24 protein-coding genes are annotated in these 24,308 nt (G+C 71.6%); 16 read left to right on the forward strand and 8 right to left on the reverse strand.

Annotation, left to right across the window (positions count from 1 at the left end; all coding sequences use genetic code 11):
• The first annotated feature begins 15 nt into the window (after window positions 1-15).
• The 11 genes from EST54_RS05280 to EST54_RS05330 all read left to right on the forward strand — a co-directional run bounded on the left by EST54_RS05280 (window position 16) and on the right by EST54_RS05330 (window position 9,858).
• The gene (locus EST54_RS05280; protein WP_129245515.1) at window positions 16-486 is read left to right on the forward strand and encodes a hypothetical protein; all 471 of its coding nucleotides are present in this window, start codon (window positions 16-18) and stop codon (window positions 484-486) included.
• A gap of 14 nt (window positions 487-500) precedes the next feature.
• A complete protein-coding gene (locus EST54_RS05285) occupies window positions 501-2,306 on the forward strand; it encodes a GMC family oxidoreductase (protein ID WP_244942443.1) in 1,806 nt (601 codons plus the stop codon).
• A 74-nt stretch (window positions 2,307-2,380) separates the two neighbouring features.
• On the forward strand, window positions 2,381-3,184 hold the full coding sequence (locus tag EST54_RS05290) for a hypothetical protein (RefSeq protein ID WP_129245519.1): 804 nt from the start codon (window positions 2,381-2,383) through the stop codon (window positions 3,182-3,184).
• Window positions 3,185-3,198: 14 nt separating this feature from the next.
• Complete coding sequence (locus EST54_RS05295; protein ID WP_129245520.1) at window positions 3,199-4,533, forward strand: FAD-binding protein; 1,335 nt, start codon at window positions 3,199-3,201, stop codon at window positions 4,531-4,533.
• Window positions 4,526-4,981 (forward strand): nucleotide triphosphate diphosphatase NUDT15, encoded by a 456-nt coding sequence (locus EST54_RS05300; RefSeq protein WP_129245522.1) that lies wholly within the window; start codon window positions 4,526-4,528, stop codon window positions 4,979-4,981. The genes EST54_RS05295 and EST54_RS05300 overlap by 8 nt, the downstream gene beginning before the upstream one ends.
• Before the next feature lie 3 nt (window positions 4,982-4,984).
• Window positions 4,985-5,695 (forward strand): HAD family hydrolase, encoded by a 711-nt coding sequence (locus EST54_RS05305; protein WP_129245524.1) that lies wholly within the window; start codon window positions 4,985-4,987, stop codon window positions 5,693-5,695.
• The gene (locus tag EST54_RS05310; RefSeq protein ID WP_129245526.1) at window positions 5,692-6,246 is read left to right on the forward strand and encodes a phosphoribosyltransferase; all 555 of its coding nucleotides are present in this window, start codon (window positions 5,692-5,694) and stop codon (window positions 6,244-6,246) included. Before EST54_RS05305 ends, EST54_RS05310 begins: the two co-directional genes overlap by 4 nt.
• Window positions 6,247-6,295: 49 nt before the next feature.
• Window positions 6,296-7,075 carry an SDR family oxidoreductase gene (locus tag EST54_RS05315; protein WP_244942444.1) on the forward strand — a complete coding sequence of 260 codons (780 nt, stop codon included), beginning with the start codon at window positions 6,296-6,298 and terminating at the stop codon, window positions 7,073-7,075.
• A 162-nt stretch (window positions 7,076-7,237) separates the two neighbouring features.
• Window positions 7,238-8,371 (forward strand): MFS transporter, encoded by a 1,134-nt coding sequence (locus EST54_RS05320; protein WP_161989253.1) that lies wholly within the window; start codon window positions 7,238-7,240, stop codon window positions 8,369-8,371.
• A 79-nt stretch (window positions 8,372-8,450) separates the two neighbouring features.
• A complete protein-coding gene (locus EST54_RS05325; RefSeq protein ID WP_093485771.1) occupies window positions 8,451-8,828 on the forward strand; it encodes a VOC family protein in 378 nt (125 codons plus the stop codon).
• A 346-nt stretch (window positions 8,829-9,174) separates the two neighbouring features.
• Complete coding sequence (locus EST54_RS05330; RefSeq protein WP_161989254.1) at window positions 9,175-9,858, forward strand: LuxR C-terminal-related transcriptional regulator; 684 nt, start codon at window positions 9,175-9,177, stop codon at window positions 9,856-9,858.
• Between the two features lie 94 nt (window positions 9,859-9,952).
• On the opposite strand, the gene EST54_RS05335 is transcribed toward EST54_RS05330, so the two are convergent.
• Window positions 9,953-10,486, reverse strand: coding sequence for a hypothetical protein (locus tag EST54_RS05335; protein ID WP_129245535.1), 534 nt, complete (start codon window positions 10,484-10,486; stop codon window positions 9,953-9,955).
• 307 nt (window positions 10,487-10,793) lie between these two features.
• The gene (locus tag EST54_RS05340; protein ID WP_129245537.1) at window positions 10,794-11,864 is read right to left on the reverse strand and encodes a hypothetical protein; all 1,071 of its coding nucleotides are present in this window, start codon (window positions 11,862-11,864) and stop codon (window positions 10,794-10,796) included.
• 480 nt (window positions 11,865-12,344) lie between these two features.
• On the opposite strand from EST54_RS05340, the gene EST54_RS05345 reads away from it, so the two are divergent.
• From EST54_RS05345 to EST54_RS05360, 4 genes are all read left to right on the forward strand, one after another.
• Window positions 12,345-12,800 (forward strand): MarR family winged helix-turn-helix transcriptional regulator, encoded by a 456-nt coding sequence (locus EST54_RS05345; protein WP_129245539.1) that lies wholly within the window; start codon window positions 12,345-12,347, stop codon window positions 12,798-12,800.
• On the forward strand, window positions 12,797-13,870 hold the full coding sequence (locus EST54_RS05350) for an ATP-binding cassette domain-containing protein (protein ID WP_129245541.1): 1,074 nt from the start codon (window positions 12,797-12,799) through the stop codon (window positions 13,868-13,870). The genes EST54_RS05345 and EST54_RS05350 overlap by 4 nt, the downstream gene beginning before the upstream one ends.
• The gene (locus EST54_RS05355) at window positions 13,830-14,693 is read left to right on the forward strand and encodes an ABC transporter permease (RefSeq protein WP_129245543.1); all 864 of its coding nucleotides are present in this window, start codon (window positions 13,830-13,832) and stop codon (window positions 14,691-14,693) included. Before EST54_RS05350 ends, EST54_RS05355 begins: the two co-directional genes overlap by 41 nt.
• Before the next feature lie 798 nt (window positions 14,694-15,491).
• Entirely contained in the window at window positions 15,492-16,529 is a 1,038-nt protein-coding gene (locus EST54_RS05360) for a methyltransferase (protein WP_129245545.1), read from the forward strand.
• A 169-nt stretch (window positions 16,530-16,698) separates the two neighbouring features.
• Here the strand turns inward: EST54_RS05360 and EST54_RS05365 are convergent, their stop codons facing one another.
• The 5 genes from EST54_RS05365 to pabB form a co-directional block, all read right to left on the reverse strand.
• Entirely contained in the window at window positions 16,699-17,868 is a 1,170-nt protein-coding gene (locus EST54_RS05365) for a 3-deoxy-7-phosphoheptulonate synthase (protein ID WP_129245547.1), read from the reverse strand.
• A gap of 295 nt (window positions 17,869-18,163) precedes the next feature.
• Entirely contained in the window at window positions 18,164-18,592 is a 429-nt protein-coding gene (locus EST54_RS05370; protein ID WP_129245549.1) for a MaoC/PaaZ C-terminal domain-containing protein, read from the reverse strand.
• Window positions 18,589-19,053: an FAS1-like dehydratase domain-containing protein gene (locus EST54_RS05375; RefSeq protein WP_129245551.1), complete on the reverse strand. Its 465-nt coding sequence runs from the start codon at window positions 19,051-19,053 to the stop codon at window positions 18,589-18,591. Before EST54_RS05375 ends, EST54_RS05370 begins: the two co-directional genes overlap by 4 nt.
• Window positions 19,053-19,832: an aminotransferase class IV gene (locus tag EST54_RS05380; RefSeq protein ID WP_129245553.1), complete on the reverse strand. Its 780-nt coding sequence runs from the start codon at window positions 19,830-19,832 to the stop codon at window positions 19,053-19,055. Before EST54_RS05380 ends, EST54_RS05375 begins: the two co-directional genes overlap by 1 nt.
• The gene (gene pabB / locus EST54_RS05385; RefSeq protein WP_129245554.1) at window positions 19,829-21,937 is read right to left on the reverse strand and encodes an aminodeoxychorismate synthase component I; all 2,109 of its coding nucleotides are present in this window, start codon (window positions 21,935-21,937) and stop codon (window positions 19,829-19,831) included. The genes EST54_RS05380 and pabB overlap by 4 nt, the downstream gene beginning before the upstream one ends.
• A gap of 298 nt (window positions 21,938-22,235) precedes the next feature.
• On the opposite strand from pabB, the gene EST54_RS05390 reads away from it, so the two are divergent.
• Entirely contained in the window at window positions 22,236-23,654 is a 1,419-nt protein-coding gene (locus EST54_RS05390; protein WP_129245556.1) for a class I adenylate-forming enzyme family protein, read from the forward strand.
• Here EST54_RS05390 and EST54_RS05395 read toward each other — a convergent pair.
• Window positions 23,554-24,279: a 4'-phosphopantetheinyl transferase family protein gene (locus tag EST54_RS05395; RefSeq protein ID WP_129245558.1), complete on the reverse strand. Its 726-nt coding sequence runs from the start codon at window positions 24,277-24,279 to the stop codon at window positions 23,554-23,556. The genes EST54_RS05390 and EST54_RS05395 overlap by 101 nt on opposite strands.
• Between the last annotated feature and the right edge of the window lie 29 nt (window positions 24,280-24,308).

Below are 24,308 nucleotides of genomic sequence, written 5' to 3' on the forward strand. Positions count from 1 at the left end.
CAGCCGATGCACACGATGGACCCGACCTTTCTGCGCCTGTCCTCCGCTCTCACCGGATTCACCGAGAGCGACCTGACCGGCACCGGACTCGCCGAGGCCTACCACTGGGTCATGGTCGACCGGGCCGGCGGCGAGGCCGTCGGCCGGCTGCTCGGCCGGTTCACCGCCGCGGAACAGACCGCCGAGGCGGACCCCGAGCTGCTCCACGAAGCGCTCGACCGCCAGGTGATGGGCGACCCCGAACACGGGCCGCCGGCCCGCAATCTCGTCCGGCTCTGGTACGTCGGCATCTGGCAGGCGCTGCCGGACGCCTGGCACGAGCGGTACGGCAGCGAGCGGCGCAGCGCCGACGCGACCTTCGTCCCGGCCCCGGACTCCTACGCCCGAAGCCTCATCTGGCGTACCGCGGGAGCGCCGCCCCGAGGCGCCCAGGCACCGGGTTTCGGCAGCTGGGCCCGCGCTCCGCAGCACGAGTGGAGCGCATGACCATGGAGGACACTGTGAGCAGCGTTGCCGGAAACGCGCGGGCGGACCACCACGACGTGGTCATCGTCGGGAGCGGCATCAACGGCGCGATCCTGGCCAAGGCCCTGGGCGCGCACCACAAACGCGTGCTGGTGCTGGAAGCCGGCACGAACGAAGCGAGCACGACGGACGGCTACCGGGACGCGGTACGCGCCTTCCACAGCGCGCCCGTGAAGACCCTCAACTCGGCCTATCGCCGCAATCCGAACGCGCCCTACCCCGATGTCGGCGACCTCGCCGCCGGTCCCCACGGTGCTCCCGGGTACTTCGTCCAGCGCGGGCCGCGGCCGTACGCCAGTGACTACGCGCGGGTCCAGGGCGGTGCCTCGATGTACTGGCTCGGCACCTGTCTGCGGATGCCGCCCGAGGACTTCCGGACCAGAACGCTGTTCGGCCAGGGCCTGGACTGGCCGATCGGCTATGACGAGTTGGTGCCGTATTACGCGCGTGCCGAGCGGGAAATGGGCGTGTCGGCCAACGCCGGTGAGCAGGCGTACGGCGGTATGTGGTTCCCCGAGGACTACGCCTATCCGATGTACCGCATCCCGCCCAGCCACCTCGACCGGGTCATGGCACGGCAGCTGAACGGCAAGGCGCTCAGCCTCGGCGGACAGGAGTACACCCTCCAGGTCCGCTCCATGCCGCAGGCGCGCAACAGCGTGCCCAACCCCGCCTACGACGGGGGGCGTGGCTACCGCCCGGTGGGCGCGGCGGGCGATCCGGAGCACGGGCTGCGGTGTGTGGGCAGCGCCAGCTGTATGCCGATCTGCCCGAGCCAGGCGAAGTACACGGCCCTGAAGACGCTGGACACGGCGGACCTGTCGCGCACCACCGTGCTGACCCGGGCAGTGGTGAGCGAGCTGCTGGTCGACCCCGCCTCGGGCCGGATCAGCGGGGTGAAGTACCAGCGCTATCAGGACTCCGGCTCGCCGGAGCACACCACCCACCTGGTCACCGCGGACATCGTGGTGCTCGCCGCGCACGCCATCGAGAACGCCAAGGTGCTGCTGGCATCGGGCATCGAGAGCTCCAGCGGGCTGGTCGGCAAGAACCTCATGGACCACCCCACCCTGATCACCCGAGCGCTCGCCGCCGATCCGGTCGGGGCCTTCCGCGGGCCGGGCGTCACCTCCGGCATCGAGGTGTTCCGCACCGGGCCGGCCCGCGCGAACCGCGCCGGCTACCGGGTGGAGATCGGCAACTGGGGATGGGCCTGGTCCTCCGGCGCACCCGCCGGTCATCTGGCGCCGCTGATGGACGAACTCGGGCTGTTCGGCCGCGATCTGCGCGCCCGGCTGGCGCGTGATCTGCCGCGGCAGTTCCAGCTCCAGTTCATGCTCGACCAGATGCCGAGCGAGTCCAACCGGGTCACCATCGATCCGGCCCACCGCGACCAAATGGGCAACTTCCGCCCGGTCATCCACTACGACGTGGACGACTATGTCCGTGCCGGAATGTCGGAGGCCCGTGAGCTCGCCCGGTGGATTTTTGACGCCGTCGGTGCGGAGGACCACTCCGAAGTGAACTCGGCGCTTCCCACGCATGTGCGCCACGGTGCCGAGGAGTTCACATATTTCGGTGCCGGGCATGGCGCGGGAACGCACATCATGGGCACCAGCAAGCACAATTCCGTGGTGGACGACCGGCAGCGGTCCTGGGACCACCCGAATCTCTTCATCGTCGGCTGCGGCTCCATGCCCACCATGGGCGCGGCCAATCCGACGCTGACCATGGCTGCCATGGCCTATCGCACGGCCGACGAAATCATCCGGTCGCTCTGATCTGAATCGCCGCAGCCCCGCGGCCGTTTCCCGGGTCCTTTGCGGCCCTCCCCGAGTCAAGGAGCAGCATCGTCATGACCACGCCGTTCCCGGAGATACCCGAAGGTCTCTCCCTGCCCTTTTATTACAGTGCCCTGCTGAACTGCGGGGTGAACTACCTGGTGGACTACGACCGCTGTGCGAAGCGCCTGGAAGGCACCGGCTTCACGGCGGCCGCTTTCGACGGAGCCGCCTGCGTCTCCTTCAACTACCAGCTCTACGTGGGGCAGTTCCGGCAGGGTGCCTCGATCACGCAGGAGGTGGAGTACAACGTCATCTGCCACCCCGATTCCCGCCGCGGCCAGGTGCCCGACGTCACCTTCGAGCAGTATGCGCTGGGTGACGAGCAGAGCCGGCACCTGGGGAACTTCCGGCTGCACGTACCGTGCGACAACGAACTCGCCATCGCGGCCGGGGAAACCCTCTTCGGTGAGCCGAAATTCCGCACCACCTTCACCACGGAACTTCCCACGCCGAACGCCCCGGGTCCGGAGACCTGGATGTTCCGGTGCCACGACCCCGAGGACGCCGAAGCCGCCCTCTTCACCTGCGTCGTCGACCTGAGCGGCCTCACCCCGATTCCGGCCAGCTTCTCCCCGGTCACGGAGTACGGAGTGGTCGACGGAGTGCCGATCGGCGCCCGCTGGAACATCCTCTCCCCGCTGAATGTCCATCTTCTCGGCCCCGGCCGGGCCGACCGGGTCCGGCTCACCTTCGGTGAGAGCAACCATCCGATGAGCACGGACATGCAGGAAATGCTGGAGGACGCCGAACCGGCATCCGTGTTCACCTTCCGCTCGGCCCCGGCAGCGGTACAAAGCCGCGCCTACTACGTCTGAAAGAGGTCATCGCAATGCCCGCACACAGCACTTCAGGTACGCCCCTCCCGGAGAATGGCCAGGGAAATGGCGAGATCGCCGTCGACATACTCGTCGTCGGGGCCGGTCCGGCGGGGCTGGCGGCCGCGAACCGCCTGAGCGCGGAACGCTATTCGACCCTCGTGGTGGACGCCGGAAAACCGGTGACCGACCGCGACCGGGACGCGCCCGAGGACATGAGCCAGGGATACGGCGGCGCCGGCCTGTTCTCCGACGGAAAGTTCTCCTTCTTCCCCTCCGCCAGCGAGCTGTGGTCCTTACGCCGCTACCCGGATCTGCGGGCCGGCTTCGACTGGACGTGTGAGGTCCTGGGCGCGGCCGGCCTCGACACCCCGCCGTTCCCGGACGACCCGAGTGCCTACTCCATCGGCTCGGGGGAGTGGGTGCTCAAGGAATATCCGAGCGACTACCTCTCCTTGCCGGCACGGCTGGAGCTGACCCAGGGGCTCGTGGACAAACTGGAGGTCGACGTCCTGCCCCGTACCCGGGTCGCCGACCTGGCGTACCACCACCGCGAGGGCACCTTCCTGGTGGACCTGGCCGGCCCCGACGGGGACCAGCGGATCCGCGCGCGACGGGTGCTCGTGGCCACCGGCCGGTTCGGCCCGCTGGGCCTCGTCGACCGGGTGCGGGAGCGTTCCTGGCGCCGGCTGGAGGTCGGCTTCCGCATCGAGCAGCCCGCCGAGGAGTCGTTCTTCGCCGGGATGAAGCAGCTCGATCCCAAGCTGCGGCTGCGTCGCGAGGACGGCGCCGTCGAGTGGCGCACCTTCTGCGCCTGCCGGCAGGGCGAGGCCGTCCTGACCGAGACCTCGGGCCTGTGGACGGTGTCCGGTCGGGCGGACTGCCCCCCGAGCGGCCGGTCCAACATAGGTTTCAACACCCGGGTCCTGGACGAGGACATCGCCCGGCGCGCCATGCCGCACATCGAGGCGGCCCTGGCGGATTCCACCTCGTGGTTCCGGGTGCCGCTGCAGGAATTCCTCAGCGGCCGCCCCGAGGCGTCCGAGGCGCTGCACCGCGCCTACGGCGTGGAGGTCAGCGCCCTGATGAGGGAGGGCCTCGAACGGCTCGGGGAGAAGTTCCCCGACATCGCGGGCGCGCGCACCGAGCTGATCGGCCCGACCCTGGAGGGCGTCGGCTGGTACCCGAAGGTCAACGGCGATCTGCGGATGGCCGAGTGGCCGATGTACGTGGCCGGTGACGCCTGCGGGCTGTTCCGGGGCATCGTCGCCGCGATGATCAGCGGCTGGTACGCGGCGAGCGCGCTGGTGCACGAACTCGATGTGAGCAAGGAGACGGTCGGTGCCTAGCGACGTGGGGCCGAAGCTCGGAGTCGGGGTGGTGGTGTGCAACACCGCCGGGGACATCCTGCTGGGCAGACGCATCAAGGCCGGCGAGCCCGAGTCGTGGTGCCTGCCCGGCGGCCGGGTGGAGCCCGGGGAGTCGTTCGACCGGGCGGCCCGCCGGGAGCTCCAGGAGGAGACCGGGATCGACCTCGCCCCGCAGCGGTTCGCCCCGTTCGCCCTGCTGCGGGGGGACGTGCACGGCACGGCCTGGCTGACCGCGGGAGTCCGGGCGGACGCCGGCGACCGGCGCCCGGTCGTCACCGAGCCGCACAACTTCAGCCGGTGGGAGTGGTTCGCCGCGGACGCCCTGCCCGCGGAGCTGTTCCCCGCCAGCCGTCAACTGCTCGCGGTGCGCGCCGGTGCACAGCCCTCGGACTGCCACGCGTACCGCCTGGGCCGGGTCGGGGAATGACGGATGTCCGTACTCCACGTCTTCGACATGGACGGCACGTTGCTCCCCGGTACCACGGCATCCCTGGAGCTCGCCCGGCACCTCGGCTGTGAGCGCCGGCTGCACGACCTGGAGGCGTCCTTCGCGGCCGGCGGGAGCACCGTGGACTTCGCCCGTGCCCTGCTGGAACTCATGCCGGAGCTGACCGCCGAGGTGGTGGCCGAGGTGTTCGACGCGGCTCCCAAACTCACCGGCATCCGCGAGGTGCTGTGCGACATCGCGGAACGCGGTGAGCACGCCGTGCTGATCACCATGTCGCCGGACTTCTTCGCGCGGCACTTCGCGGGGTGGGGCATGGAGGTCTTCGCCTCCGTGTTCCCGCCCCCGCCGTTTCGCCGGCCCCTGGCGGAGGACGGCATCCTGACGCCGGCCGACAAACCGCGGCTGTGCGCGGCGCTGCAACAGCGCCACGGGGTGGGGGAGGCGGTCGTCGCCTACGGCGATTCCCACTCCGACCTGCCGCTGTTCCAGGTCGCCCGGCACACCGTCGCCGTCAACGCGACCGCACCTCTTCGCGCACACGCCACCGTCGACTACGTCGGAGGTGATCTGCGGGTCCCTTACGCCGAGGTGCGCCGGATACTGGGCCGGCTCCCGTCGGTCCCCGTGCCGGCCGACCGACGGGAACAGTGGTCCCACCCCGCCGGGCCCGACCGACTTGGAGAGACCACATGAAGACCGACGGCAAACTCGGTGACGTCCTGTTCACCTCGGCCCAGATCCGCTCCCGGGTGCAGGAGCTGGGCGCGCACATCACCCGTGACTACGCCGGCAAGGAGCTGACCCTCATCGGGGTGCTCAAAGGCGGCGCGATGTTCGCGGCGGACCTCGCGCGGGCCGTCCGGCTCCCGGTGTCGCTGGAGTGGATACGACTGTCCACGTACGCGGACGGTGCGGTCGCCGGGGAGGTCCGGCGCAAGGGTGTCGATCTGGACGCCGATCTGTGCGGCCGGCATGTGCTGCTCGTCGAGGATCTGATCGACTCCGGGCTGACCCTGGCCTGGCTGCGCGACCACCTCGCGGCTTTCGGCCCGGCGTCCGTCGAGAGCTGTGTGCTCATGCGGATGCACAAGGAAGACCGGATCGAGAACCGGCCGGTACCCCGCTATGTCGGATTCGAGGTGCCGTCCGCCACCTGGGTCGCCGGCTACGGCATCGACTACGCCGACCGGCACCGCAATCTCCCCGACATCCACGAGTACCAACTACCGGCCATCGCCGCGTAGTTGCACAACGCCTCGCCCTCACCCGGCGCCCGACCTCAGGAGGATCACCGTGGCGCAGCCCAAGACCGACAACACTCTCCCGTTACGGGGACGCACCGCCGTCGTCACCGGCGCCTCCTCGGGAATCGGCGCGGCCACCGCCCGCCTGCTCGCCGGGCGGGGAGCGCGCGTGGCGCTCCTCGCCCGGCGGGAGGAGCAACTGGCCGCCCTGGCCGGGCAGATCGCCGCGGACGGGGGCCGGGCCGTCGTGGCCGTGGCCGACCTGACCGATCCGGACTCGGTGGCCGGTGCCGCCGAACGGATCGCGGCCGACCTGGGGCGGGTGGACCTGGTGGTGAACAACGCCGGCGTCATGCTGCCCTCGCCGGTCACCGAGGGCCAGGAGGACGAGTGGTCCCGGATGATCGACCTCAACCTCGCCGGCGCGCTCCGGGTCGTCCGGGCCTTCGTGCCGGATCTGATTGCCGCAGCTGAGGGCGGTGACCAGGCCGATTTGGTCAACATCTCGTCCGATGCCGCGCACCGGGGTTTCCCGAATTTCGCGGTGTACTGCGCGACCAAAGCAGCCGTCACTCACCTCTCGCACACGCTGCGCACCGAGCTCGGACCTCGGCAGGTACGCGTCACGAATATCGAACCAGGCCTGGTCAAAACCGAGTTGACAGAACACATCACACATCCGGAGTCGTACGAACTCCTGACGGGCCTCACCCGCAGCATGCCCGTACTTGCTCCCGAGGACATCGCGGAGGCCGTCGCCTTCACGACGTGCCAACCAAGCCATGTGAACTATTCGCAGATCGTGGTCGGCCCGACGACCCAGGTATAACCGATCCGTCCTGATCCCCACTCAGGAGAAGACCCTCCCCAAGACCCCACTCATGGAGAGAGAGGCATCCTTTTGTCATCCGAAAGTCGACTCCGTGATCGAAGTGACACGGCGGTCGCGGAGCAGTCGGCGCGCCTCGGCGGCGCGCCGTTACTACTCGCCGTGGGCACGTTCGCCATCGGGACGGATGCGTTCGTCATCGCCGGGCTGCTGCCTTCGATTGCACGTGATCTGCATACCTCGGTCCCGTCGGCCGGGCTGTTGGTGACGGTGTTCGCGGTCAGCTACGCGATCGCGGCACCCCTGCTGACGGCACTGACCGCGGGCTGGGGCCAGCGGCGCATCCTGGTGCTGTCCCAGCTGGTGTTCACCGTCGGCATGGTGCTGCAGGCGGTGGGCCCCGCCTTGGCGGTCGTGGCGGCGGGACGCGTCATCGCGGCGGCCGGCGCGGCGACCTACATCGCCACCGCGGGCGCGGCGGCGAGCGGCATGGTGAGCCCCGAGCGACGGGGGCGTGCCCTGGCGATGGTCACCGGCGGCCTGACCGTGTCCACCGTGCTCGGCGCGCCGCTCGGCGCGCTCGTCGGTGACTGGCTCGGGTGGCGCGCCACCCTCTGGCTGGTCGCCGTGTTCGGGCTGGTGGCCTGCGCGGGCGCGGCGCGGGTGCCGGCTCAGCCCCTGGGCGGCGCCAAGGCCAAGGCACGGTTCGCGGTGCTGGCCCGTCCCGGGATGCTGCCGGTGCTCGGCGTCACGGTCGGCCAACTGGCGGCGATCTTCACGATCTACACCTATCTGCCGGCCGCGTCCTCGCCCGGCGTCACCGAGGCCCAGTTCCCCCTGCTGCTTCTGCTCTACGGCGTCGCGGGGGTGGCCGGCAACGCGCTGGCCGGCCGGCTCACGGACCGGTTCCGGCCGCTGGCGGTGCTGCGTGTCGGGTTGCTGATCAACGGCCTGATCGCGGCGCTGATGCTGTTCGGCCGGCACAGTCTGCTCGCCATGGTGGTACTGGTCCCGGTCTGGTCCGCCTCGGGGTGGCTGGTCACGGTCCCGCAGCAGCACCGGCTCATGTCGCTCGTGCCGGACGCCCCCGCGGTGGCGCTGGGCTGGGTGGAGGCGGCGATCTACGCCGGGACCGCCGTCGGCTCCGTGGTCGGTGCCCGACTGCTGGACCTCGACCTGCCGTCCTGGCTGGGCCCGGCCGGAGCGGCGTTCGCCGCCGTCGCGTTGCTGCTGAGTCTGCTGAAGGTCCGCCCGCCGGCCGCCGCGGACGAGCCGACCGACCCGGCGCCTGCCTAGGCCGGCGGCCCACCACCGGAATCCACCACCCGCACCCACAATCCATACCTGCCCCCTTCGCACTTTTTGGAGCACGACGATGGCACTGGAACGCACGCAGTCGGTGAAGGTCTATGTCACCGATGTCGAGTCGGCGATCAGCTTCTACACCGAGTCCCTCGGGATGGAAAAGCGCGCCGACCACCCCTTCGGGGAAAAGGACCGCTGGGTGACCGTCGCCCCTCCCGGCGACAGCCTGTCCTTAAGCCTGCGGCCCGCCGATGACGAGCATCGCGCGGGCGTGGACACCGGCATCCAGTTCGGCAGCACCGACGTGCGCGCCACCGCCGAGGAACTGATCGCGCGGGGTGTGCGCTTCACCGAATTTCCGGCCGAACAGTCCTGGGGCTCGTGGATGGGTGAGTTCGCCGATCAGGACGGCAACACCTATGTGCTGTACGACAGACTGACGGACTGATCCGCGGCGTGTGCGCGGGGGCGGAAGCAATGTGCCCGCCCCCGCGCCTTCTGCGCGCCTGAATCGTAAAAAAGGAAACTTCCCAGCGGGGTGCTTCGACGGCAGCACCCCGCTCCTGTCCGACGGTTCTTTTCCTTCCCGCATTCCGGATGGCTTGGCGCATTCTGATCCATTACCTCGGGTGCCTCTTGCGGGCTGCGGATAAACTGTCCCCTCCACCGCGTGACCTGGTCGTCCTTGTCAAGGTCGCACGCTCTGGCATAAATGCGTCGTGAATGCGTCGTGAATGGGGGAATGCATGTTGTCCGTAGTGAAGCGAGCATCTGGTGAGTTATGCCCCGTCCGTGTGCTGGTGATAGACAGTCACCCATTCTTCCGGATCGGGCTTCGTACCTCGATTCTGAACAGTGCGGACATCGAACTCGTCGGTGAGGCCGACTCCTTGGACGAAGGCTGGGCCTCGGTCGGCGGAAGCGCCGTACCGGATGTCGTCATCGTCGACGGCGACCTTCCGGAGATGACGGAAAGCGAACTCATCAAGAACGCCTACGGCGAAGAAGGCTGTGCCCGAGTGCTCTTGGTGGGGGCACGTGCGGACGGTGCCCGCCTCATCTCGGCGCTCGCCGCCGGAGCCCGCGGCTATGTCCTGAAGACCGCCGCCGTGGACGAGATCCTGCACGCGATCCATATCGTCGCGGCGGGCGGGGTCGTGGTCAGCAAGCCGCTCGTGGACCAGGTCGTGGCCGACTACGAGCGGCGGCCGTCGGCCGGGGACTGCCACGTGGCGGAGACGGCCCGCACCGTGGGGCATCTGACCCCGCGGGAGCTGGATGTCGTCGAACTGATTGCGTCCGGCGCCAGCAACCGGCAAATCGCGGACCGCCTCTTCCTGAGCGACAAGACAGTGCGCAACTACGTCGCCAACGTCATGGGGAAGCTGGGCGTCTCCCACCGCTCCGAAGCCATTGTCGCGGCTCTCCAGGCCGGTTTCGGGGGGACGGGGGATGTGCAGCCCCGCTGCTCAGCGTGACGCCACCGGAGCCCGGCGTCCCTGGTCGAACGTCTTTCCCTCCTGCTCTTGTTGAGGCGTTGGAGTCCGGCCAACTCGCCCAGGAGCCAGTTGCTCACTCCTGCTGATGGGCGACGCGCGCCGCCTCCACGAAGTTCTCCATCGCCGCCCAGAACGGGCGGAAGGCGGCATCGAAGTCGTGGCGGCCGTCGGCGTCGTCGGACAGATCCGCCGTCATGGCCGCATAGAAGGGGCGGGTTGCCTGCTGGAGGGCGAGCGCCGCGGCGGCCGCCGCGGGCGGGCCCTCCAGTTCGACCACGCGCGCGCAGCGCCGGATCGTGACGTACTCGGCGACCTCCCGGTCCCGCAGCTCGCGGAGGGCGGCCGTGCGGTCCGGGGAACCGGGCAGCCGCAGGGCGGCGGAGATCTCCCAGAACAACTCGCCCATGCGGTGGGTCTGTTCGATGAGATCCAGGTAGGCCGTGCGCCGGCTCTCCCGCAGCCGCTCGGCCCGCTGGGAACGGGCCGCGGTCTCGGCCTGGATCCTGGCGGCCTGGGTGCTGCCGCGGCCGGTGACCCAGCTGGCGAGCACCGCCGTGCCGCCGGTCACCGCCGCGATCGCCAGAGTCCACACCGTGCTGTCGCCCACACGGCGCCACGATACCTAGGGCCTGTCGTTTGGATCAGGCCGGGCTCGCGGGTCTGGCACGCACATCTGCGGCGTTGTCGTCACTCTTCCCCAAGCTCTCGGCTTCGCTCGAGCAGGGGAGGCCCCAACCGCTCCGCGTCGACTCCCTCCTCCGCCTTGCAGCTGCACGCACCAGACCCCGCTCCCTGATCCGGCCTGATCCAAACGACAGACGCTAGCCGTGGCGCGACACCGGCCGCCGAGTGCTGCCCGCAACTGCCCGCGGGCGGGCCCGGCGACGGTGCACCCACGGCCTCCTCTTCCGCCGCTACGACGGGAATTCGGCCGGCGGCACCGTGCTCGTGCGCGCATTGCCGCCGAAGACCTTGTTCAGGGTGAAGGTCAGCACCGTGTACTGCGTCCCGCCGGTCACCCGGACCGTCTTGAAGCGCGCGTGGTCGTCGAACTTCTCGAAGCTGCACTCGCGGGTGAAGGAGCTCTTCGGGCCGTTCCAGTCCTCGCCGGTGGTGAAGTACACCGTGTACGAGCCGCTGTTGACGCTCCGTACGGTCGCGTTCGACCCGTGGCGCACATACAGGGAGAACGCCGTGTGCTTCGCACGGGTCAGGGTCACCACCGCGTCGTGGGCGGTGCCGTTCTTGACGGTCAGCCGCCCCAGGCCGCTCCGGCTGCCGTCGCGGACGAGGGCGCCGTTGGCGAGCCGCCGGTGCTGGGCCGGTTGCGTACGCGGCAGCTGCAGCGACGTGTCGTAGCCGAGTGCGGTGAGCGCACGCCCGGCGGCCTGGACGCTCTGCGGGCTCTGCGCCCTGCCGAGTGCGACGCGGGGTGAGGTGGCACAGCGTCCGCCGTCGCCGCCGGCGCTCTTGAGGTCCTGCCCCAACGCCCGTAGCGCGGAGACGAGTTGGCTGTTTCCGGGTGAGGCGTCGTCCGGCGTCGCGGTCATCTGCAGGGTGTCCGCGGCCGCATCCGCACGGGACGACGCGGTGTTCAGCGCGGTGTTCAGCGCGCTGCCCTCGCCGGCGCGGTCCACCGCGCGCAGTGCGCTGTTGAGCGGTCCGAGGGCGCCGGTCAGCGTGTGGCGGTAGGCGGCCCGGTCGACGGTCGGTGTCGGGCTGGGGGACGGGGCCGAGCCGGTCGAGCTGTCGGCCGCCGAGGCCCCGCCCGCGCCGTCCGAGGAACAGGCCGACAGCGGCAGCGAGAGAGCGAGGGCCGCCGCGGCGAGGCTCGCCGCGCGGCGCGTCGTGCGCAGCGGGCGGCCCTGTCGCGGCAGCGGTGCGGGTGTGCTGCGGTCCGGGTCGTGCGCCGGTCTCCCGGGCCTGTCCGACGGTGTCGTCGATGGTGTGCCGTCCGTCGCGCGCACAGGCGTGTTCGTCCTCATGAGTCCCCCGATTCCCCCGGTATCCCCCGACGTCCGGCAACCGCCGGAAGAACCAGGCTTCTCCGCCCACCAGGGGCTGTCAAGGCCGTTGGCGCGGGCGGCAGTTGTGTGCCGATCCCGCGGATTTCGCGCTGCCATGGCAGCCGTGCGCCGGTCACCTGGGTGTCTGTCGCCGGTCACCTGGGCGTCCGGGGGCCCGGCCGCGCCGGCGGTGAGTGATCTTCTTCCGCCGGCGGCGTCGCGTCCGCCAGGGCGGTCCGGCGTCTCCGGCCGGGGTGGCGTCGCGCCCTGCCACGGCCGCCGGCCGCCACCCGTCCGCGGACGCCCGACGGGGTGGCGCGCCGTCCGTCCGGGCAGGTCACGGGGGTCCGGGGTGGCAGACGGGGTGCCGGATGGGCCGTTCGGGCCGTTGGAGCCGTTCGAGGCCCCGTCCCGCGTGCGCCTCGGTCACTACCTCGCACTCAGAGCTAAAATTGGGGCATGGCTGCAGGGGAGTTCCCCGACTCGCTCGCCGAGGTGCTGGCCGGTGTCCAGCGGCTGATCCGGCGCCGGCTGCGGGCCGGGCTGACCGTCCCACCGCTGCGCGGCGCCGAGGTGGAGCTGCTGCGGCTGGTCGCGGAGCGGCCCGGCATACGGGTGTCGGCCGCGGCCAGGGAGCTCTGTCTCGCCGGGAATTCGGTCTCCACCCTGGTCAATCAGCTCAGCCGGGCCGGGTTCCTGCGCCGGGAGACCGCCCCCGACGACCGCCGCTCGGCCCTGCTCTACCCCACCCCCGAGGCCCGGTCGCGGCTGCGTGACTGGGAGACCCGCCGCAGCGCCCTGGTGAGCGAGCAGCTCGCGCGCCTGCCGGAGGCCGACCGGGCGGCGCTGGCCGCGGCCCTCCCGGCGCTGCGACTCCTCGCCCACCACCTGCACGAGGAAGCGGAGGGCACATGACCAGCGACGACGAGGGACGGCCGGGGCGGCTGCCGGGTGCGGCCGGGCCGGGCCGCGCGCCGTTCGCGCACCGTGCCCCGGCCCCGGACGCCACCGCGCACCGTGCCCCGGCCCCGGCCCCGGACGCCGGGTCCGCGTCCGCTCCCGACGCGGTCACCTGCCGTGGTCTGCGCTATGCCTTCGGTGAGACCAGGGCCGTGGACGGTGTCGACCTGTCCGTCCGCCCCGGCGAGGTCTTCGGGCTGCTCGGGCCGAACGGCGCGGGCAAGACCACCGCGATCCGCTGCATCACCACCCTGCTGTCCGTCCCGGCCGGCATGGTGCGGGTCTTCGGGCACGACGCGGCCAAGGAGCGGATGGCGGTGCGCCGGCTGCTGGGGTACGTGCCGCAGCAGCTGTCCGCGGACGCCGGGCTGACCGGCCGCGAGAACGTCGCGCTCTTCGCCCGGGTCTTCGACGTCCCGCGCCGTGAGCGGGCGGCACGTGTCGCCCAGGCGCTGGCGGCGGTCGGCCTCACCGATGCGGCGGGCCGGCTCGCCAACACGTACTCCGGCGGTATGGTCCGCCGCCTCGAACTCGCCCAGGCGCTGGTCAGCGCGCCCCGTCTGCTGATGCTCGACGAGCCGACGATCGGCCTCGACCCGATCGCCCGCACCAGCGTCTGGGAACACATCAACGCGGTACGGGCCGCCACCGGCATGACCGTCCTGGTGACCACGCACTACATGGACGAGGCCGATCAGTACTGCGACCGCGTCGCGCTGATGCACCACGGCCGGATCCGCGCCCTCGGCACACCGGACGAGCTCCGGGCGGCCCTGAGCGCCCGCCGCCGCGCGGCCCGGACAGCGGCCCCGCCGACCGCTCCGGGCACCCCTACCCCTACCCCCGCACCGGCCGCTTCTCCGGCCTCCGCCGTCTCTCCCTCAGCGGCCCCCTCGCGCTCATCCGATGCCGCACCGACCCTGGAGGACGTCTTCCGGGACGTCGCCGGCAGCGGCCTCGACGAGCAGTCTGGAGACTTCCGCGATGTCCGAAGCACCCGCCGCACCGCACACCGCGTCGGCTGAGCCGGCCACCGGCGCCGGCCGGCTGGACCTGCTGCTGGTCCCACCGCGAGCCCGCGCCGGCTGGCAGGTGCTGCCTGCCAGGGTCGTCGCGATGTGCGTGGTCGAGCTGCAGAAGCTGCGCCACGACCGGACCGAGCTGTACACCCGCGCGGTCCAGCCCGCCCTCTGGCTCCTGATCTTCGGTGAGACCTTCACCCGCATCAAGGCCATCCCGACCGGTGGCACCCCGTACATCGACTTCCTGGCGCCCGGCATCATCGCCCAGTCGGCCATGTTCATCGCGATCTTCTACGGCATCATGATCATCTGGGAGCGGGACGCCGGCATCCTCACCAAACTGCTGGTCACGCCGACCCCGCGGGCCGCCCTGATCGCCGGCAAGTCCTTTGCCGCCGGGGTCAAGGCGCTGATCCAGGCCGTCGTGGTGATCGTGTTCGCCGCACTGCTCGGTGTGGCCATGACCTGGAATCCGCTGCGGCTGCTCGCCGTCGCCGTCGCCGTGGTCCTCGGCTCGGCCTTCTTCTCCTGCCTGTCCATGTCGATCGCCGGGATCGTGCTCACCCGCGACCGGCTGATGGGCATCGGCCAGGCCATCACCATGCCGCTGTTCTTCGCCTCCAACGCCCTCTACCCGGTGTCGGTCATGCCCGGCTGGCTCCAGACCGTCAGCAAGATCAACCCGCTGAGCTACCAGGTCGATGCCCTCCGCGGCCTCCTCCTGGGCACCCACGCCCATCTGGCCCTGGACTTCACCGTCCTGACGGCCGCCGCCGCACTGGGCATCGCCGCCGCCGCGTCACTCCTGGGCCGCCTGGCGCGCTGAGGGCCGCGGCGTCCGGAGAGCCGGGTGTCCGAGCCGTCCGACTGAGGGGCCGTCAAAGTGTGCCGTCAGGTACCGACGTCGGAGCGTGCCGTGGGCGCTTTTGCAGCAGCCGCCCGGGGCGGCTCACCCGGCGACTCCTGGCGGTTCACGGCGGTCTCCCGGCTCCAGGACAGTCCGGTCACCCGGTATTCTCTGCCGCCGTCCGGGAGGAAATCCGCTTCACCGGAGCAGCATTCCGGCCGGGTAAAGAGCGAATAAAAGCAACGCGCGTTTCTTCAAGTGCCCTATGGCGACCCGCATATGGGGAATCACCTAGCCGGCGCTCTGGCAGGGTGAAGGGGGGCGGCATCGGCGGAGAAGTGTGCCGGTGCCACGCCACGGGCTTTCGCGGGCTTCCTGAAAACATCGGCAGCCGTCGTTCGTCCGTTCTTGCCTTCGGGGCTGGTCGTCAGTCAGCCGGTGCCGGAATTCCCGTAGGCGGGAAGTCGTCGCGTATCCGTGCTCTGCCACCGGAGGAATAAGTGAGGGCGACCGAGCCGCAGTTCGCGGTTCCGTGCGGCCGTCACGGCACCGGTATACGGGCCCGCGGCGCCCTCCGATGCCTTCTTTCCCGGCTTGACGTGTCGTTAGGACGTGCGGGGCCGCATGCCGTGGCACGCGATGCCGGCCGCCCGTCCCGCGCCTGTTCACGAGCTCCACCGCGCCCGGCGCCCGGAGAGATGGCACTCCGCCAGACGTTTCCCTGCCCGTGTCGTGTGACCGAGCCACGACTTCCGCCGGCTTCCCAGGAGTTCGACAATGCAACGAGCCGACGCATCCGCCTCGACGGCACTTCGGCCCTATATCAAGGCCCACTACCACTTCCAGTTCTTGAGCGCCGCCTTTCGCTTCGGCCTCTTTGAGATCCTCGAAAGGGATCCGGGGCTGACGGTCAAGGACATCGCGCTGCGGCTGGGGCTGAACGAGCAGCCCGCCCGTATCCTGCTGCTCGGCTGCACCGCCACCGGACTTCTGCACAAGGACGGTGACGGATACCACAACACCGCGCTCACCCGCCCCCTCGCGGAAAACCTCGACCAGGCACCGGCGGCATATATTCCGTGGGAGAGCCAGGGTATTTACCGGGCCATCGGCTGGTTCGCCGAAGCGCTCGACCAGGACTCGAATGTCGGTCTGCAACGGGAAATTCCGGGAACGGCGCCGACGCTCTACGGGCGGCTCGCCGAGAATCCGGAGCTGGAATCGGCCTTCCACACCATGATGGGCTCGGTGAGCCAGCTGGTCGCCGAGGAGATCGCGGAGCGGATCGATCTGTCGGGCCATCGGCATCTGCTCGACGTGGGCGGCGGCACCGCCATCAACGCGGCGAATCTGGCGAGGAAGTGGCCGCACCTGCGGATCACGATCGGGGATCTGCCCTCGATCGCGGCTCTCGCGGAGGAGAAGGTCGAGGACATGGGTCTGGCCGACCGGGTGGACGCGGTCAGCCTCGATGCCTTTCACGAGGAGTTCCCGTCCGGACCCGACGCGGTGCTCTTCGCCCACTTCCTCGAAATCTGGTCGGCCGACCGCATCCGGGACCTGCTGGCCCGGGCTGCCCGTCAACTCCCGGTGGGCGGTGGCCTGTTCGTGGTGACCCCCTACCAGAACGACGAGGAGACCGGCCCGGAGCGCTCCGCCTATCTCTCGGCGTACTTCCACACCATCGCCTCCGGGGAGGGCATGGTGTACACGCCCAAGGAGTACGAACAGTGGTTCACCGAGGCGGGCTTCGAGCCCACACAGCGGGTGCTGCTCGGACCGGACGCCGTGGCGATCTGCGGCCGTAAGATCTGACGTCGCCCGCCTGCCGGGCACGAGTCCGACTCCGCCCGCCCGCCGGGCACGGGTCCGACTCCGCCCGCCCGTCTGCCGGGGCGGCGCCGACCGGACGGATTCCCCTCGCGCGGAACCCGTCACCCCGTCGGCGCCGGCCCGGCCACCGGCGCAGGAAACGCCGCTGACCTCAGCCCTGCCAGGCCGCGACCACGGAGACGGCCTGCGCGGGGTTCAGTCGCGGATCGCAGAGGCTCGTGTAGGCCTCGCCGACCCGGTCCGCCCCGGCCGGGTCCGCCACGCACTCGGTGACCTCGTCGGGGGTGGCTTCGAGGTGGAGTCCGCCCGCGACACCGCCCGCGGACTCCACCGCGCGCTGAAAGGCCCGCACCTCGTGGACGACGGTCCGGACATGACGCGTCTTCCGGCCGCAGGGCGCGGAGACGGTGTTGCCGTGCATCGGGTCGCTGACCCAGATGACGGGGTGGCCCGCGCGCAGCACGGCCTGTACCAGCCGCGGCAGCCGGTCCGCGACGGTATCGGCGCCCATCCGGGCGATCAGGGTCAGCCGGCCCGGCTCCCGGTCCGGGTCGAGGACCTCGCACAGCGCCAGTAGTTCCTCCGCCGCCATCGCGGGCCCCACCTTGCACGCGACGGGGTTGACGACCTCGGACAGCAGGGCGACATGGGCGCCGTCCACCTGGCGGGTGCGCTCGCCGATCCAGGGGAAATGGGTGGAGGCCAGCAACAGGCCGCCGTCGTCGCACGGGCGCAGCTGCGGAAGCTCGTAGTCCAGGAGCAGCGCCTCGTGGCTGGTCCACACGGGGGCCTCCGGGACCGCCCCCGCGGGGCGCTGCCACCCCAGATGCCCCATGATCTCGTTGGCGGCCATGTAGCCGGTCAGCATCCGCAGCGGATCGGGCCGGCGGGCGGCCGGGTCGGCCTCCGGGCCGTTGACCATGTGGCCGCGGTAGACGGGCAGTTCCACGCCGTCCACGGTCTCCGTGGCCCGCGACCGCGGCTTGGCGAACTGGCCGGCGAGCCGGCCGACCCGGACGACGGGCCGGTGTGCGGCCATCTTCATCGTGCCGGCGAGCAGATCCATCAGGGCGGCCTTGCGGTGCACGTCCCGCGCGGTGCTCTCCTCCGGGTCCTCGGCGCAGTCGCCGGCCTGGACGAGCTGTGCCCGGCCGAGGGCCACCTCGGCCAGGGCGGCACGCAGCGCGCGTACCTCCGCGGCGCCCACCAGCGGAGGCCGGGTGGCGAGCTCCCGCCGTACCTGGGCGAGCTGTTCCAGGTGGTTCCAATGCGGCTGCTGCAGGGCGGGTTTCTGCCGGATGCCGAGCAGGGTGTCTTCCATCGGTGTCTCCCGTGCGTGGTGGATGAGGGGAGGCGGCGCCGGACGCGGCAGGCGGCGTCCGGCGCCCGCCTCGGAGAGGGCCGCGCCGGCGGGTGTCGGGTGGTGCCGCCGGGGCGGGAACCGTCTCGCTGCTCCGGGCGGCGGGCGTGGGGTGGTGTCCCGGCGCGCGGGTGCGGGGCGGGTGGCGCGGTGGCGAGGAGGGGACTCCGGTGCGTGCGTCGTCGCGCGCGAGGTGCCGGAGCCCCGTCGGTCGGAGAACAGGACGTCCGCCGGCCGAACGGCGGGTGGTGGCAGGTCAGGTGAGTTGGACGACGGCCTGGGCCGAACCCAGCACCTTCACGTCGTCGCAGCGGACGTCGAGGGCGACCCGCACCCGGCGCCCGTCGAGCTTCGCCGTCACCGTGCCCCGGATGTCCAGGCGGGCCCCGACGCCGTCGTCGGGGACCGGCACCGGCCGGGTGAAGCGCACGGCGACGTCGCACAGTGCGGCCGGGTCCCCGCTCCAGCCGGTGACCAGCCGCGCGGCGAGCGCCATGGTCAGCATGCCGTGCGCGAGGGCCGAGGGAAATCCGGCCTGTTGTGCCGAACGGTCGCTGAAATGCAGCGGGTTGAAGTCCCCGGCGGCGCCCGCGTACCGGACCAGGTCGGTCCGGGTGACGGGGACGGTCAGCGGCCCGAGCACGGTGCCCACCGCCACGGAGTCGTAGTCGCGGCCCGCGGTCATCGGCCGGTCTCCTTCTCGTCCGGGCCGCCGGCCGTGAACGTCATGAAGGTGTCCACGACGTGCTCCCCGCCGTCCGTGTGCACCTCACCCCGCATCCGCACCACGTCCCGCCCCGCCAGGCGCCGGACGGATTCCACATGGAGGGTCACCGCGAGCCGGTCGCCCGCGCGCACCGGCCGGGTCGGCACGATCCGCTGGGCGGTGTGCACCAACGAGGCGTCCGCCAGCCCCCATTCGGGGCCGCTCAGCACCCGGCTGCTCGCGCGGTGCACCACCAGGAAGGGGAACGTGGCGGGCGCGATCACGTCGGCATGGCCCAGGTCCCGCGCGGCGGCCGGGTCGCTGTGCGCGGGGCTGTCCGCGCCCACGGCCTCGGCGAATTCGCGGATCTTGGCACGACTGACCTCGTAGATCTCGGTGGGCGGGTGGATGTGCCCCGCCGCGGGACGGTCCGCTGCCATCAGTGGCCCCGATCGAGGGTGTGGGGGAGGGGCTGCGCGGCGGCGGCCCAGGCGGCCCGCCACGACCCGGACCGGGGTGCCGGCCCGGGGGCGGGCAGCCGGCCGGCGCCCACCCAGGCGGTCACCGGCCGGATGCCGTGCAGCGCGTTGACGCACCACACCTCGCGGCCCGCCAGGTCCGGCAGCCGGCAACGCCGCCGCCGGACCGGGACGTTCAGCGCCGCGGCCCGGTCCAGCACCCAGTCCCGGGTCACCCCCGGCAGGGTGGGCAGGTCCGGATCGACCGTGCACAGGGTGGCGTCCTCCCACCACAGCAGGCTGGTGGTCGCCCCTTCGAGCAGCAGCCCGTCCGGGGTGGTCAGCAGGGCCTCGCTTGCGCCCGCCCCGATGGCCTCGGCCCGCAGCGTGCCCAGAACGGTCAGATCGGGGCCCTTGCGGCGGGGCACGCCGCGGGGGTCCGGGCGCCCGGACACCCACAGCCGCACCTCGTCGGTCCGCTGGGGCGCGGGGCGCACCCGGAAGCCCAGACGGGGGGCGTGGGAGCCCTCCTGGGTGAGTTCCGCCCGGGGGAACCAGTCGCCCGACGCGGGCACCCGGCGCAGCTCCCGCTCCCAGAAGGCGTCCACGTCGGCCGCGGTCGGGCCCCCGGCCGCGGCCACGGACGCGGTGAAGCGGTCCCGGTGCCGGTGCAGTTCCCGGGCGCGGCCGTCCTCCACCAGCCATGAGTCGGCGGCCAGCAGCGTGGGCGCCGGGCGCGGCGCCTCGGTGGCGGTGTTCACTGGGCGGCCCGGTCCTCGGTCAGCCGGCCCGGGAACGTCGTACCGAGCAGCCCGAGCAGCGGAGTCGCCTTCACCGCGGTCTCCTCGAACTCCTCCGCCGGGTCGGACAGGGCGGTGATCGCGCCGCCGACGCCGTACCGCACCCGGTCCGCGGTGACCACGGCGGTACGGATGGCGATGCTCAGATCCGCGGCCCCGGAGAGCGAGAAGTAGCCGATGGCTCCGGAGTAGACGCCGCGCGGCCCCTCTTCGAGCTGATCGATGATCTGCATGGTGCGGACCTTGGGGGCACCGGTCATCGACCCGCCCGGGAAGGCGGCACGCACGCAGTCGACGGCCGTCCGGTCCGCACGCAGGCGGGCGCGGACGGTGCTCACGAGCTGGTGGACGGAGGCGTAGCTCTCCACGTCGAAGATCGTGGGCACCTCGACCGAGCCGGCCTCCGCGCAGCGCGCCAGGTCGTTGCGGACCAGGTCGACGATCATCAGGTTCTCCGCACGGTCCTTCTCGCTCGCCCGCAGGTCCTCGACGAGCATCCGGTCCTCGTCCGGGGTGGCGCCGCGGGGCCGGGTGCCCTTGATCGGCTTGGACTCGGCCAACCCGTCCCGGCCCACGCGCAAGAACCGCTCGGGTGAGGTGCTCAGCACCGAGAGCCGGTCGAAGCGCAGCAGTGCGGAGAACGGGGTCGGACTCGTCCGGCGCAGGTAGCGGTAGCCGGCCCAGGGGTCCACCGCCCCCTTGGCCTCGATCATGTTGGTGAGGCACACCTCGTACGACTCGCCCACATGGATGGCCTGATGGCAGGCGCCGATCAGGGCGCGGTAGTGGTCGGCGGAGTGCCGCAGCTCGACGGGGATGCTGACCCCGACGGGCAGGTGCTCCCGCTCCGCCTCCTGGCCGGCCAGGGACGCCAGCCGCCCGGCGGTCGCGGTGAGCCAGTCACGGGCCGCGTCCGGGTCGTCCGCCGGCGCCAGGGCCAGCAGATGGGTGGTGGCGGTGGCGTGGTCGAAGACCACCGCGCGGTCGGCGAAGATCAGCGCCGCGTCGGGGTCGGGGGAGAGGTGCGCGGGGTCCGCGCCGCACTCCGCCTTGAGCTCGTAGCCGAGGTAGCCGACCCAGCCGAGGGCGAAGTCGCAGGGGAGGTCCGGCAGGTCGGTCTCGATGCCGCGCAGGTCCTGGTCGAGCCAGTCCAGGAACGGGGAGTGGTGCACGGCCTCGGTGCCGTCGGACCCGCGGACCGTGACGGTGCACTGCTCGACGTCGGCCAGGGCGACCCGGGCGAGCGGGCCGCGCGCGTCGCCGAGGACGGAGAAGCGGCCGAGCTCCCCGTCGGGCCGGCTGCTGTCCAGCCAGAAGGCGTGCTCGGTGCCGCGGAACAGCGCGTCGAACACGATCTCCGGGTTCCAGCGGGTGGGCAGCTGCTCGGCGTGGACCCGCAGCTGCCGGGGCGGCCGCGCCGGCTGCCCGCCGCCGGTGGCGGTGCGCTTGTCGGCCACCACCGGTAGGGCGGCGCGGCCCGGCCCGCCGGTGTGCCGCTCCGCCAGCCGGAAGAAGTTCGCGAGCAGCTCGTGCCCGTGCTCGGTGCAGATCGACTCCGGGTGGAACTGCACTCCCCACTGCGGCCGGTGCCGGTGGCGCAGCCCCATCAGGACGCCGTCGGACGCCCAGGCGGTGGCCTCCAGGTCGTCACTCAGCGCCGAGACCGCCAGGGAGTGGTAGCGCACCACCTCGAACGGCGAGGGCAGGCCGGCGAACAGGCCCTGGCCCATGTGGTGGACGCCGGAGAGCCGGCCGTGGCGCTCCTCGGGGGCGAGCGTGACGCGGCCGCCGTTCAGGTGCGCCAGGGCCTCGTGGCCGAGGCAGACACCGAGCAGCGGGACCGCGCCGTGCCGGATGATGTCCGCGCAGATCCCCAGGTCGGTCTCGGCCTCGGGGGTACCGGGACCCGGCGAGATGATGACGTTGTCGAACTCCGCCACATGCTTCAGCCGCCAGGCGGGGTCGTCGTTCTGCACGACGGTCGGCTCGTCGCCCGTCACCTCGGCGACATAGTGCGCCAGGTTGTAGGTGAACGAGTCGTAGTTGTCCACGATCAGCGTGCGCATGCGGTGTTTCCCCCAGGCCATCGGATCCGCGCCGAATTGCGTAACAGGCGTCAAGGTGCAGGAAATCAGGAAAGAAAAATGAGGGAGCACCGGCCCCTTTGACGTCCGGGCCCTGCGGCGCTGGCAACCTCCAGTCCAGGTCACGATATCCCGGCGCACCTCGTTGTCGGCATACCTCTTTGGTGACATCCGATCGCCATTGAATGTCCCTGCCCCGAAGGCTAGTTTGAGGCGGTACCGAGGCCGATCCGGGGGGGACCGGCGTTCATTCTCAGCTCTTCGGAATTCTGGAGCATCGATGATCACTGGGCAGGCGGCCGGACGATCCGGTGCGACCGCGGGCTCCCGGACGCCGCACACCGACTGGGTCGACGACGTGCTGTTGCACGGGCCAGCGCACGACATCTGCCTCGTGCTCGGCGACGGGACCGACCGGCAGACCCTTCGCGCAGGAGTGAGAGACCGTCAGAAGCAGCTGGAGAACGAGGGGTTACGTCCGGGAGGCACCCTCGCGCTGCAGCTTGCGCCCTCGCTGGAGTACGTGGCGCTGCTGCTCGCCGGGTGGCGGCTCGGTGCCCAGGTGATCCTCCTGGACCACCGGCTGACCGAGGCGGAGACGGACCGGGCCGTCACCCACACGAATCCGCAGCTGCTCGTCTCGGCCCCGGAAGCGGCCAGCGCCCTGCGCGGTTTCCACCGGGTGACCCCGCAATTCACCCGGCGCCCCGAGGGCGGGCCGGCCCGCTCGGATCACGCGCTGGTCCAGCTGAGTTCCGGTTCGACCGGCCCGTCAAAGATGATCGGCAGGACGGCCGGGGATCTCGTCACGGAATTGCAAAGGTATTCCCGGCTCGACGGAATGCCGCAATCCGGCGAGCAATTGATGGTGCTCGGTTCGCTCTCGCACACCTGGGGCCTGGTCGGCGGTCTGCTGCACGGCCTGCATGCCGGGGCGCGGATCGTCCTGCCGGCGCGGACCTCGGTGCGCGGCATCCTCGCCACGGTCGCCGACGCCCCGGTGCCCACCACACTGCTCGGGGTGCCCGCCCAGGTGGCCCTGCTTGCCTCGGTCGAACGACCGCCCCAACTTCCGCGTCTGGTACGGATGATGACGGCGGGCGGCCGCACCCCGGCGAAGGTCGCGCGGGCCTTCACCGAGCGCTACGGGGTACCGCTCAGCCAGTGCTACGGCATGACCGAAACCGGCATGATCACCATGGACCTCTCCGGGAAGCACCACCCGTCGGTCGGCACCGCCGTCCCCGGCGTCCGGCTCCGGGCCGAGAACGGCGAACTGCTCGTCGCGCTGCCCCGCTCGCCCTACCTCGGCGACACCTCGCCGGACCGCTGGTCGGACGGCTGGCTGCACACCCTGGACGCCGGGGAGATCGACCCCGCGACGGGGCTGGTGACGATCCTGGGACGGCTCGACTCCCAGGTGTCGATCCGCGGGCTGAAGGTGGATCTGACCGAGGTCGAGGAGACCCTGGCCGGGCTCGACGGCGTGACGGAGGCCGTCGTGCTCCACCAGGACGCGATCGACGCCTATGTGACCCTGGCTCCCGAGGTCCCGCTGGCCCGGGTACAGCAGGAACTCGCCGACCGGCTCGCGTCCTTCAAGCTTCCGAGCCGCTGGTATGTGCTGCCCCGCTTTCCGCGGACCGCGACGGGCAAGCCGCGCCGTGATCCGGCGGTGCTGCGGGCGGCGGCAGCGTGAGCACCTCCAGACGGCACCCGGCGGCCTCCGGCCCGCCCGCGACGGCCAGCACGAATCCTTCCGGAGCGGGGGGCAGCGCGATGTAGAACCGGGGGGAGCCGGGCACCGGCCCGAGGACGGTCCCGGCCGGAGCGCCGAGCCGTACCGGCCGGAGCAGACCGCCGTCCGAGAGCCCGGTGCCCAGCACTTTGCCCATGGCCTCCTTCTGCGTCCACATCCGCAGGAACTGGAGAGGCCGTTCCGCCTCGGGACAGCCGGCCAGCCAGCCGGCCTCCCGCGCGCCGAACCAGCGCCGCGCCAGGGCAGCGGCCGGGACGGCACGGAGGCGTTCCACATCCACCCCCACCGGACCCCGCGCGCCGATCGCCACGGCGGACAGGCCCGGGACATGACTGACACTCGCGTGCAGCCCGCGGGCGGCACCACCGAGCACCGGACGGCCCGAGGGCTCCCGCCCCACCAGGACCTCTTCCGGGGGCACATCGAGGACGGCGCCGGCCGCGGCGCGCAGCAGCGCGGCGCCGGCCGGGTGTCGTTCGGCGGTCCGGGCCAGCAGGACCAGGACGCGGTCCGCACGGGCCGGCAGCGGGGCGGGCACACAGACATCTGACACAGCGGAAGACATCCGAATCATCATGCGGACACGGGAGGCGT

The organism is Streptomyces sioyaensis (assembly GCF_004122735.1).
GTDB classification, from domain to species: Bacteria; Actinomycetota; Actinomycetes; order Streptomycetales; family Streptomycetaceae; genus Streptomyces; species Streptomyces sioyaensis.

Bases quoted from the DNA above. Each gene is read 5' to 3' on its own strand.
- EST54_RS05355 (WP_129245543.1), top strand. From the start codon at position 13,830: ATGTCCGAAGCACCCGCCGCACCGCACACCGCGTCGGCTGAGCCGGCC.
- EST54_RS05360 (WP_129245545.1), top strand. From the start codon at position 15,492: ATGCAACGAGCCGACGCATCCGCCTCGACGGCACTTCGGCCCTATATC.
- EST54_RS05305 (WP_129245524.1), top strand. From the start codon at position 4,985: ATGTCCGTACTCCACGTCTTCGACATGGACGGCACGTTGCTCCCCGGT.
- EST54_RS05375 (WP_129245551.1), bottom strand. From the start codon at position 19,053: ATGGCAGCGGACCGTCCCGCGGCGGGGCACATCCACCCGCCCACCGAG.
- EST54_RS05365 (WP_129245547.1), bottom strand. From the start codon at position 17,868: ATGGAAGACACCCTGCTCGGCATCCGGCAGAAACCCGCCCTGCAGCAG.
- EST54_RS05310 (WP_129245526.1), top strand. From the start codon at position 5,692: ATGAAGACCGACGGCAAACTCGGTGACGTCCTGTTCACCTCGGCCCAG.
- EST54_RS05295 (WP_129245520.1), top strand. From the start codon at position 3,199: ATGCCCGCACACAGCACTTCAGGTACGCCCCTCCCGGAGAATGGCCAG.
- EST54_RS05395 (WP_129245558.1), bottom strand. From the start codon at position 24,279: ATGTCTTCCGCTGTGTCAGATGTCTGTGTGCCCGCCCCGCTGCCGGCC.
- EST54_RS05325 (WP_093485771.1), top strand. From the start codon at position 8,451: ATGGCACTGGAACGCACGCAGTCGGTGAAGGTCTATGTCACCGATGTC.
- EST54_RS05390 (WP_129245556.1), top strand. From the start codon at position 22,236: ATGATCACTGGGCAGGCGGCCGGACGATCCGGTGCGACCGCGGGCTCC.
- pabB (WP_129245554.1), bottom strand. From the start codon at position 21,937: ATGCGCACGCTGATCGTGGACAACTACGACTCGTTCACCTACAACCTG.
- EST54_RS05370 (WP_129245549.1), bottom strand. From the start codon at position 18,592: ATGACCGCGGGCCGCGACTACGACTCCGTGGCGGTGGGCACCGTGCTC.
- EST54_RS05340 (WP_129245537.1), bottom strand. From the start codon at position 11,864: ATGAGGACGAACACGCCTGTGCGCGCGACGGACGGCACACCATCGACG.
- EST54_RS05280 (WP_129245515.1), top strand. From the start codon at position 16: ATGGACCCGACCTTTCTGCGCCTGTCCTCCGCTCTCACCGGATTCACC.
- EST54_RS05345 (WP_129245539.1), top strand. From the start codon at position 12,345: ATGGCTGCAGGGGAGTTCCCCGACTCGCTCGCCGAGGTGCTGGCCGGT.
- EST54_RS05290 (WP_129245519.1), top strand. From the start codon at position 2,381: ATGACCACGCCGTTCCCGGAGATACCCGAAGGTCTCTCCCTGCCCTTT.
- EST54_RS05350 (WP_129245541.1), top strand. From the start codon at position 12,797: ATGACCAGCGACGACGAGGGACGGCCGGGGCGGCTGCCGGGTGCGGCC.